This is a genomic window from Photorhabdus aballayi (genome assembly GCF_026153155.1).
Lineage (GTDB): Bacteria > Pseudomonadota > Gammaproteobacteria > Enterobacterales > Enterobacteriaceae > Photorhabdus > Photorhabdus luminescens.
In genome coordinates this window covers 20,107-30,150 of the sequence record NZ_JAPFCD010000060.1, presented here as the reverse complement: position 1 = coordinate 30,150, position 10,044 = coordinate 20,107, and the positions used below count along the sequence as shown (strand labels likewise).

Below are 10,044 nucleotides of genomic sequence, written 5' to 3'. Positions count from 1 at the left end.
TACGTCCGTTGTCAATACCACGCCAGCTATCCCAACCACGAATAAATTCACCACGTAAATCGGGTAATATTCCATTAGAGTAGGCTTGCGCTAATTTCGGATATTTTGTTTTATCAAAAGGAGCGCCGTTACATTGTGCCCATCCTTCTGGTGGGGTAATAGTTGGCCAGGGAAGTGGTACCCCTACCGGGAGCAATTTTTCAAATAAACTGAGGTTTCTCACAAAAGCATCTTTATCAGGAATATCGGCACCGTTTTGGTTTTTTTCCAGTCGGTTATTCGCATTCTGATTAACATCAGAAACAAGCTTCTGTGTTGCAGCAAGGGTATTACTGTTGCCTGTTTTGTCTGTGAGTTGAATAATGCCTTGTTGTGTTAATGAGGCATTTGGCACTGTTGTTGTAATTTTTTGTTCTAACGCGCTATTTAATTGGGCAATGAGTTTAGCGATATCCCCATCATCCAGAATATCATTGCCAGATTGGGTCGCGATAAAATTAGCGACGACAGAGGATATGGTTGATGACTGACGTAATACTTTGTTTAGTACATGAATCGTGATATCGCTTGGGGGGAACCCAGTTTTCAAACTTCGACTTTCTTCATAGGCTTCTTGACTGACTATGTTGGCATTATTACTAATAGAAAAAGCTTTAAAATCATTCTTGGGATTCATATATTTTCCTCAGATTAAGTAATATGTTTTTATAAGCAGAATGTCGAATTATTGCAAAATTCATTTTCAGCAATATATGTTAATAGTAGTTTAGCTCGGAAAAAGGATGATAAAGTATTCTTATAACTTAGGGGGATCATAGTTTTTGTATAATGGGTAGGAAATAACAAATATGAAACTGTTGATCAGGTAAATATCTAAACCATTTATATTCAACATTTGAAAATTATTTTTCTCTTCCTGTTTTCTATTTGAGTCATAAACGATCGCTGACTACGCAATCGCTGCGAGTCAGCCCAACAACAAGAGGATGACTTTCAGGTTGAGGGAAAGTCAATTTTATCAAGGCGTGAATTCCGCAGCGCTTCTTTGACTCTTTTCAAGTTATCTCTGAATTTTGAACCACGGCGCAGGGTAAAACCAGTCGCTAAAACATCAATAACGGTTAATTGAGCGATTCTTGAGACCATTGGCATATAAATATCGGTATCTTCCGGGACGTCCAGAAGAATGGCGAGCGTTGCTTCGTGAGCGAGGGGAGAATCTTGGGAGGTAATTGCGATAACTGTTGCATCATTTTCTCGCGCAAGTTGTGCTGCTTCAACCAGGTTTTTAGTCCTACCGGTATGGGAAATCAGTACGACGACATCACCTTCGGCACTGTTAATACAGCTCATCCGTTGCATCACGATGTCATCAAAATAGATAACGGGAATGTTGAACCGGAAAAATTTGTTCATTGCGTCATGGGCGACGGCAGCAGAAGCGCCTAAACCAAAAAATGAGATTTTTCGGGCTTGTGTTAGTAAATCGACCGCTCGGTTAATGGCGGCAATATCTAGATTGTTTTTCACGGTATCCAGAGTTGCCATTACCGATTCAAATATTTTATTGGTGTAGGCACTAACTGTATCGCTCTCTTCAACATTGCGATTTACATAAGGCGTACCATTAGCAAGACTTTGGGCTAGATGGAGTTTGAAATCGGGAAAACCTTTAGTATCCAGACGGCGACAAAAACGATTAACCGTGGGCTCACTGACTTCCGCCATTTTTGCCAGCGTTGCGATACTGGCATGGATCGCAGTTTGCGGTGAAGCCAGGATTATCTGCGCCACTTTTTTTTCTGACTTACTCAAGAATTCGATACTGTTTTGGACTCGTTCCAGTGTATTCATAAAACGCAGTTACCTGTGGTTTTTGACGATTTCATTCAGAGGAGAAATCTATAATAAATTTTATGAAAATATACTATTAGCAAATTGAAGCTGGCAGTAGGAAGTCACAATAATTTAATGTTTTTCATAAAAGTATGACTAGTGTCTAACTTTCATATTGGTAATTATCTTTCATAAGCGTTGTAAAATTACATGAATTTATCACATTTTTATCAGTGGTGAAACATATTGTTAACGCAAAGTAATGGTTATTCGTTATCGCTGTTTACGCGCTATGGTCAAAAGAGTACATTATTGGTTAATGCTGTAACAAAATTACAATATCCCGCAACGAGGAGAGACATATGGCGGTTACTTCTACAGCTCAGGCTTGTGATTTAGTCATTTTTGGCGCTAAAGGGGATTTGGCACGCCGGAAATTATTGCCTTCCCTTTATCAGCTTGAGAAAGCGGGTTATATCCACCCAGAAACCCGGATTATCGGTGTTGGCCGGGCTGATTGGGATAAAAAGGCGTATACCAAGGTTGTTGAAGAAGCTTTAAATACGTTCTTGCCAGAAAAATTAGATCCAGAGTTATGGAAGACGTTGAGTGAGCGTTTGGCGTTCTGCAATCTGGATGTTAATCAAAAGGAAGACTTTGCTAAATTGAAGGCAATTCTTAAGCAGGAACACCAGCCTGCGATCCATTATTTTGCAATGCCGCCAAGCACTTTTGGTTCGGTTTGTCATGGGTTGGGCCTTGCCGGGTTAAATAAAGAGCCAAACCGGGTTGTGATGGAAAAACCTTTAGGCACCGATCTTGAATCATCCAGAGCCATTAATGATGAAGTGGCAAAATATTTCAATGAGCGTCAGGTTTATCGTATCGATCATTATCTGGGTAAAGAGACTGTATTGAATCTATTAGCGCTGCGGTTTGCTAATTCCTTGTTCGTGAATAATTGGGATCACCGGACAATTGATCATGTGCAAATTACGGTAGCTGAAGAAGTGGGTATTGAAGGCCGTTGGGGATATTTTGACCAAGCCGGGCAAATGCGCGATATGATTCAGAATCATCTGTTGCAAATATTGACCATGATTGCGATGTCTCCTCCGGCAGATCTGACAACAGACCGTATCCGAGATGAAAAAGTAAAAGTATTGCGTTCTCTGCGCCGTATTGATCACACGAATGTGCGGGAGAAAACAGTGCGCGGTCAATACACCGCTGGTTTTGTTCAGGGGCATAAGGTACCGGGGTATCTGGAAGAAGAGGGGGCGAACCAGTCCAGCCGGACAGAAACTTTTGTCTCTATCCGCGTCGATATTGATGACTGGCGTTGGGCCGGGGTTCCTTTCTATCTGAGAACCGGTAAACGTCTGCCAACGAAATGTTCCGAGGTAGTAGTTTATTTCAAAAAACCTGCGCTGAATTTGTTCTCTGAATCTTATCAACAACTGCCGCAGAACAAGCTGACGATTCGTCTGCAACCGGATGAAGGTATTGATATCGAAGTGCTGAACAAAGCCCCGGGGCTGGAACACAAGCATCGTTTGCAAACGACTAAGTTGGATCTGAGTTTCTCTGAAACGTTTAACCATATGCCATTGGCAGATGCTTATGAGCGATTGTTGCTGGAAGCTATGCGGGGTATTCAGGCGCTATTCGTTCGTCGTGATGAAGTGGAAGAAGCTTGGAAGTGGGTTGATTCTATTATGAATGCATGGGCGGCGGATAATGATGCGCCTAAGCCTTATCAGGCGGGGACGTGGGGGCCGGTTGCTTCTGTTGCCATGATCACTCGCGATGGTCGTTCTTGGAATGAGTTTGAGTAATTGACAAGCCTTTCTGTTGAAGCTCAAGCCGCGCTATAAGCGGCTTGGGTTATTATCAACAAGGTATCAGCTTATGTTGATATCAATTCTGTTTTTTGATTCAACTCTGTTTATCAGATAAAAAATAAGCAAAATTGAGTGGTTGCTTTCTATTATTTCGTATGGTAGAAGTAATAGGAACATTAACATTATTTATGAGGATTCTTAGTATATCGCGCAGAATATCGGTGCGATGAAAGAATGAGATATCATGAACAGCGCCAAAAGCGTCAAGTTTCAAAGTTCCACCCACATGCTTTTCCTTTCTGCCATTTTATCCAGTGAGCATTATTGGTGCGGTGCATTATAGCGTCTGACTCCTGTTGACCGGTTTTCAGCCGGTATTTCTGTTTCGTCAAAACGTCAGGTTATTATTTCTCATCTTATGCATAGGTGGGTTAGATCATTTATTAGCTTGCGTCTTGATGTGCGTATTTGCGTAGTCAGGAGAAAGAAAATGATTTATTGGTTATTCCTTGCAATGGCAATTATTACCGAAGTTATCGGTACCTTATCGATGAAACATGCCAGCGTTTCTGGTGGTGTAGTTGGCATGGCTGTTATGTACATTATGATCGCCGCATCCTATATTTTGCTGGCAATGGCGGTGAAAAAAGTTGCACTGGGCGTTGCGTATGCGTTGTGGGAAGGGGTTGGCATTCTATTTATTACTGTTTTTAGTGTCATGTGGTTTGATGAATCACTGTCATTGATGAAAGTAGGTGGTTTGGCTCTGCTGATAACAGGAATTATGTTGATTAAATCCGGCACTAGAAAAGCGGCAGTGAAAAAATCGGCAGAGGTAGTAAAACAGATGGCAAATAAGGCTGTCAGTGTCGCAACAACCAAAAACAGTAAAATAAAGGAGGCATAACATGTTGCAACAATTTGAATGGTGGCATGCGGCGTTCCTATTCCTTGCTGTCGCTTTGGATATTTTAGCGAATATTTTACTGAAACTTTCTAATGGTTTTAGACGTCCTTGGATGGGTATTCTCTCGCTTATTACCGTCCTTGGGGCGTTCAGTGCGCTTGCTCAGGCAGTGAAGGGAATTGAGCTTTCCGTTGCTTATGCCTTATGGGGCGCTTTCGGTATTATCGCGACGGTTGCTGCTGGCTGGATTATGTTTAATCAGCGTTTGAATTGTAAAGGTTGGGGTGGAATTGCCTTGTTGCTGTTGGGCATGGTGATAATCAAGATGGCTTAAGCTGTAGAGTAACCCAATCTGGGGGGAGTATGATTCACAGAGATTGTTTTAATTTTGTCGTTCCTGATGCATTTATAACTATTTTCTTCTCTGTTCAGGTATTTTGATTAAATGTTGTATAACTCCTCCCGCTTTAATTTTTAAAATCAGGATAAAGATACGTTATTAGCGTTCAGGTTTTTAACTAACGAATTTTATTGTTTATTTCTTATAGTATCTGCTGGCATACAACTAGCAATTATTTTGCATAATAACCAGCAGATATGAATGAAAGTGGCTTTTAGCAGGTAAAACAGACTTCTGGCTTATGACCATCTTTCACACAACAACCAGGACAACAAGACTGAACAATATAGCGGCCATTCCCCATCTCCTTCATATCAAAGTCTTTATAGCGATAAAAAACATGTTTACCCATTGAGGCGGAACAAGATGGGCAACTTTTATAGATCTTGCCTTCTACTTCCGCAACAACGGAATCATGAAGCGGATCATGACAACCTGAACAAATATCCATAGAATGCTCCATACCAAGTGATAAAAGTTATTGAAGATTAGGCCATGTTTATATTCACTAAACAGAGGCCAGATACTGATATGCTTATTAGAAAGTATGGACGACGCATGAGTATAATTCAACATTGAAAAGATAAATAATAGAAAATCCATTTGATGAGTTAAATAAGATTCTAAAATAGCGCTACATCTTATACCACTCATAACTCTATATATAACAATGGGTTGAATAGGGGAATGTGTAGCAGAATTGTGAAAGGTTATTTAACTCTGTTAGATGAAATTAACGTTATTTGTGATAAGCAACATTGGAAACTATTTTATTTACATTGATCATCAGAGTATTATCAGCAGATCAAATATAACATATATTTCTACAATGAATTATTAAGGACTATTGCTAAAGTAAAGTAGGTATTTTGGCCCGTAAGATTGGTTGATAATAAATTTTTGATAACTGATTAGTGTTTGTACCCTACAAGGTAACTTTTACCATAGTTGAATAAAAATAAGCTTCTTTGTTGTTAGAAATCATCGTATACCTCTCTCTTTTTTTCCTGAATACGCTGTGGTAACAAAACTAGTTTATCTCTTGTTTGTTCTATACGAGCTGAGATAGGAAATTTATCACTGCCAAACAAGCTAATACCTACAAGGTTGGCTAACTCAAATGCTAATCCTATAGAACAGCCCATATCCCCGCTTTCAATTTTTTGTAGTGTGGTTCTGGATATCCCCGCACGTTCTGCCAAATTTTTTTCTGACCAATGGTGCTGTTTTCTACCTAATTTGATTTGTTCTCCGAGTAACATGACTGCCTCTTGGGAGAATTTTGAATAGGCTCTATGTTTTGACATACTCCCTCCTACTGACTGTTATAGTGGTCATTAAGGCCATTAATGACCACTATAACGGTCATTAAGGTGATTTGTCAAAATGAGAATATCAATATTAGATGATCACCATAGTGGTCATCTATAGCTCAAGACATACGAGGAAGGTTAGAATTGTTGGGCTTATAATATTCCACTTGGATCAATAGATAATGTAGTTTATGAGAATATCGATTAATATCTTATTTTAAAGTGTTATTGCAGCTAAAGCGGAGTTACTTACATTAACACCTATTGGGATATTCTGAATAACTTTCATATAATTAGAATATATAATGTAGGCGATAGAGAATATCCCAAAAGTAATATTAAATACCGGCGATAACTTTTATCTCGACTTTGTATTTGGGGTTCATTAGTTTAGCTTCAACTGTGCAGCGTACTGGCGCGCTTCCTGCAACAACCCATGCATCCCAGGCGGCATTCATGCCAGCAAACTCTTTTCCATCAGCCAGAAAAATAGTGGCGTCAATAATTTTGCTTTTATCAGAACCGAGACGCTGTAACATAATATCAATAGCGGCCAGTGTATTCGCTGTTTGCTCAGTAATATCACCATCCAGATTTTCCGGTACGGCGGTGTAATAAATGGTTTTATTGTGAACTACCGCTTCAGACCAGCGATCCTGTGGATCAATACGTTCAATTGTCATGGATACTCCTTTCTGTGAATGACTATCTGCCTGATTTTGGGTGGTGATCAGAACATACTATTGGCATAATCTCCATCCATTCTATTGAAAGAGACGATTTGTGTCAGACGATTTTGCGAAAAATGGTGCCCTTGCTAAAGCAATAACAGGTTTTAAACCTCGTGATGCTCAAAGGGAAATGGCGGTGGCTATTGAGTGTGCGATTAAAAACCATCAACAATTGGTCGTAGAAGCAGGTACAGGAACAGGTAAGACATTTGCCTATTTAGCACCCGCGTTGCGTTCTGGGCAGAAAGTTATCATTTCCACAGGTTCTAAGGCACTACAGGATCAACTCTATAATCGTGATTTACCGACAGTCTCTGAAGCAATTAATTTCACCGGTAAATTAGCGTTGTTGAAAGGCCGTGCAAATTATCTTTGCCTGGAACGGTTGGAACAGCACTCTTTTGGGGGCGGACAATTAGAGGCAGAAATTTTGTCAGATATTGTTCGGTTAAGAGGTTGGTCTTCACAAACTGAAGAGGGGGATATCAGTACTTGTCACCAAGTGGCGGAAGATAGCCAGGTTTGGCCGTTAGTCACCAGCACTAACGATAACTGCCTTGGCAGTGATTGTCCGCGTTATCAGGAATGCTTTGTTCTCAAAGCTCGTCGCCGGGCAATGGAGGCGGATGTTATCGTTGTTAACCATCATCTGTTTATGGCGGATATGGTGGTGAAAGAAACTGGATTTGGTGAGTTGATCCCGCAAGCAGCAGTCAAAATATTTGATGAGGCACATCAAATCCCCGATATCGCTAGTCAATATTTTGGGCAGCAATTAAGTAGTCGCCAACTGATGGATCTCTCCAGAGACATTATTATGGCGTATCGCACGGAAGTCCGGGATCAAGTTCAACTACAAAAGAGCGCGGATCGTCTGAGTCAGAGTGCACAAGATTTCCGGCTAGCGTTGGGAGAGAATGGTTATCGGGGTAATTTGCGGGAGTTATTGCAAAATCCGCAAGTGCAGAGAGCATTAGTATTGCTTGATGATGCGCTTGAGCTTTGTTATGACGTGATGAAATTGTCTTTAGGGCGTTCAGTCATGTTGGATGCCGCATTTGAAAGGGCAACAATTTATCGTAACCGTCTTAAGCGTTTGAAAGAGGTGACTATCCCCGGTTATAGCTATTGGTTTGAAAGTTATGGGCGCCATTTTCTTTTAGCACTTACACCGCTGTCTGTTGCCGACAAATTTAGCGAAATAATTAATGAGCAATCAGGTTGTTGGGTGTTCACTTCAGCGACATTATCCGTCAACGAGCAGCTTTCACACTTCACTGAACGGCTTGGGTTAAAAGAAGCGAAAACTTTACTGCTGCCAAGCCCATTTGATTATCAAAGTCAGACGTTACTCTGCGTTCCCCGTTATTTACCATCACCAAATCAGCCTGGTAGTGCAAAATGGTTAGCGAGGATGCTCAAACCACTCATTGAAACCAATAAAGGCCGATGTTTCTTTTTATGTACGTCACACCAGATGATGCGCAGTCTGGCAGAAGAGTTCCGGGCTAGCATGACGTTACCGGTTTTGGTTCAGGGTGAAACCAGCAAAAGTCAGCTACTTTCGCAGTTTATTGCTGCTGGCAACGCTTTATTGGTGGCAACCAGCAGTTTTTGGGAAGGTGTTGATGTGCGGGGCGAGGCGCTTTCCTGTGTCATTATCGATAAATTGCCTTTTACGGCACCGGATGATCCGCTGTTAAAAGCTCGAATCGAAGATTGTCAGCTTAAAGGCGGTGATGCATTTAATGAAGTTCAGTTGCCAGACGCGGTTATTAGCTTGAAACAGGGTGTCGGACGGCTTATTCGTGATATTGATGATTATGGCGTCGTTGTCATTTGTGATAATCGTTTAGTGATGCGTCCATATGGTGAAGTGTTTTTGAATAGCTTGCCACCTTCGCCGCGAACCCGAGATTTAACGAAAGCAGTCGCTTTCCTGCAAGCTCGGCAATCTCCTAACATTTCTGGTAAAAAAGGTTAAGTGTAAAATATGGTTAAAAAGTATCGTAGTGATGCGTTTGATGCTGCTTGTTTGACTCCCATAGAATCATTATCTCCAGAGGAAATACATTCTCTTCGTGAGCATTTGTCACAGCCTGTTTTTGCCCGCGATATTTGTAACAGTAGATCACGCTGGGAAGTGATGGAGTATGGCTGCCAACTGAGTAAAATCGACTAGGCTATGATAAAATAGCGCCTTATTTTGGATTATATTTCTTGCCGAGGTGCTTAAGGCATGCCTGTACGAATTCTGGCTATTGATACTGCAACGGAAGCTTGTTCTGTTGCTCTTTGGAATGATGGCGCCGTTTTGGCGCAGTTTGAAATCTCTCCACGTGAACACACGCAACGTATTTTACCTATGGTTCAATCTGTTCTGGCAGAAGCTGAGGTGAGCTTACAGCAGCTTGATGCTTTAGCTTTTGGCCGTGGGCCGGGTAGTTTTACCGGTGTACGTATTGGTGTTGGTATTGCTCAGGGCTTGGCTCTGGGGGCTGAACTGCCGGTGATTGGTGTGTCAACGCTCAATGCAATGGCTCAAGGTGTTTTTCGTCTGCTAGGCGCAACTCAGGTATTAACCGCTATTGATGCCCGAATGGGAGAAGTTTACTGGGGGAAATATATCCGCAATCAGCAAGGTGAATGGCAAGGCAGTGAAACAGAAGCTGTGTTGAAACCGGAACAGGTACAGGCATTCATGGCTTCATTGAGTGGCGATTGGGTAGTTGCGGGTACTGGCTGGCAGGCTTATCCTCAGTTGATGACAAGTCATTTAACGCTAACTGATAGTAGTATCACATTACCTCATGCTGAAGATATGCTACCTATGGCGATACAGATGTGGCGAAACGGTGAGGTGACGGCCGTAGAACATGCTGAACCGGTATACTTGCGTAATGAAGTGACTTGGAAAAAATTATCAGGCCGTTAAGTATCGATTGATGAAACTTGTAGTAAAAGAAAGTATCAAATAGACAGAGTTATTTTAAACATCATGATTGGGACAATT

11 protein-coding genes are annotated in these 10,044 nt (G+C 41.4%); 6 read left to right on the top strand and 5 right to left on the bottom strand.

The genetic code is table 11. From position 1 onward, the window contains the following. Both OO184_RS21035 and OO184_RS21030 read right to left on the bottom strand, forming a co-directional pair. The coding region (locus tag OO184_RS21035; RefSeq protein ID WP_265380863.1) for a tail fiber protein at positions 1–676 on the bottom strand (676 nt) is incomplete at its 3' end. Between the two features lie 317 nt (positions 677–993). After that, positions 994–1,854, bottom strand: a complete 861-nt coding sequence (locus tag OO184_RS21030; protein WP_265380862.1) for a MurR/RpiR family transcriptional regulator — start codon at positions 1,852–1,854, stop codon at positions 994–996. A gap of 344 nt (positions 1,855–2,198) precedes the next feature. On the opposite strand from OO184_RS21030, the gene zwf reads away from it, so the two are divergent. The 3 genes from zwf to mdtI all read left to right on the top strand — a co-directional run bounded on the left by zwf (position 2,199) and on the right by mdtI (position 4,921). Then, a complete protein-coding gene (gene zwf / locus OO184_RS21025) occupies positions 2,199–3,674 on the top strand; it encodes a glucose-6-phosphate dehydrogenase (RefSeq protein ID WP_265380861.1) in 1,476 nt (491 codons plus the stop codon). Positions 3,675–4,170: 496 nt separating this feature from the next. Continuing rightward, positions 4,171–4,587 carry a multidrug/spermidine efflux SMR transporter subunit MdtJ gene (gene mdtJ / locus OO184_RS21020; protein ID WP_265380860.1) on the top strand — a complete coding sequence of 139 codons (417 nt, stop codon included), beginning with the start codon at positions 4,171–4,173 and terminating at the stop codon, positions 4,585–4,587. A gap of 1 nt (position 4,588) precedes the next feature. Further along, positions 4,589–4,921, top strand: a complete 333-nt coding sequence (gene mdtI / locus OO184_RS21015; protein ID WP_049581746.1) for a multidrug/spermidine efflux SMR transporter subunit MdtI — start codon at positions 4,589–4,591, stop codon at positions 4,919–4,921. Positions 4,922–5,201: 280 nt separating this feature from the next. Here the strand turns inward: mdtI and OO184_RS21010 are convergent, their stop codons facing one another. The 3 genes from OO184_RS21010 to OO184_RS21000 form a co-directional block, all read right to left on the bottom strand. Continuing rightward, positions 5,202–5,438 carry a hypothetical protein gene (locus OO184_RS21010; RefSeq protein ID WP_265380859.1) on the bottom strand — a complete coding sequence of 79 codons (237 nt, stop codon included), beginning with the start codon at positions 5,436–5,438 and terminating at the stop codon, positions 5,202–5,204. A 523-nt stretch (positions 5,439–5,961) separates the two neighbouring features. Then, complete coding sequence (locus OO184_RS21005) at positions 5,962–6,294, bottom strand: helix-turn-helix transcriptional regulator (RefSeq protein WP_265380858.1); 333 nt, start codon at positions 6,292–6,294, stop codon at positions 5,962–5,964. A 344-nt stretch (positions 6,295–6,638) separates the two neighbouring features. Beyond that, positions 6,639–6,983, bottom strand: coding sequence for a RidA family protein (locus OO184_RS21000; protein ID WP_265380857.1), 345 nt, complete (start codon positions 6,981–6,983; stop codon positions 6,639–6,641). Between the two features lie 100 nt (positions 6,984–7,083). Here OO184_RS21000 and yoaA point away from each other — a divergent pair, with 100 nt between their 5' ends. The 3 genes from yoaA to tsaB are packed head-to-tail and all read left to right on the top strand — an operon-like array spanning position 7,084 to position 9,966. After that, complete coding sequence (gene yoaA / locus OO184_RS20995) at positions 7,084–9,015, top strand: DNA repair helicase YoaA (RefSeq protein WP_265380856.1); 1,932 nt, start codon at positions 7,084–7,086, stop codon at positions 9,013–9,015. A 9-nt stretch (positions 9,016–9,024) separates the two neighbouring features. Beyond that, on the top strand, positions 9,025–9,213 hold the full coding sequence (locus tag OO184_RS20990) for a helix-turn-helix domain-containing protein (protein WP_265380855.1): 189 nt from the start codon (positions 9,025–9,027) through the stop codon (positions 9,211–9,213). A gap of 57 nt (positions 9,214–9,270) precedes the next feature. Then, on the top strand, positions 9,271–9,966 hold the full coding sequence (gene tsaB, locus OO184_RS20985) for a tRNA (adenosine(37)-N6)-threonylcarbamoyltransferase complex dimerization subunit type 1 TsaB (protein ID WP_265380854.1): 696 nt from the start codon (positions 9,271–9,273) through the stop codon (positions 9,964–9,966). The last annotated feature ends 78 nt before the right edge of the window (positions 9,967–10,044 follow it).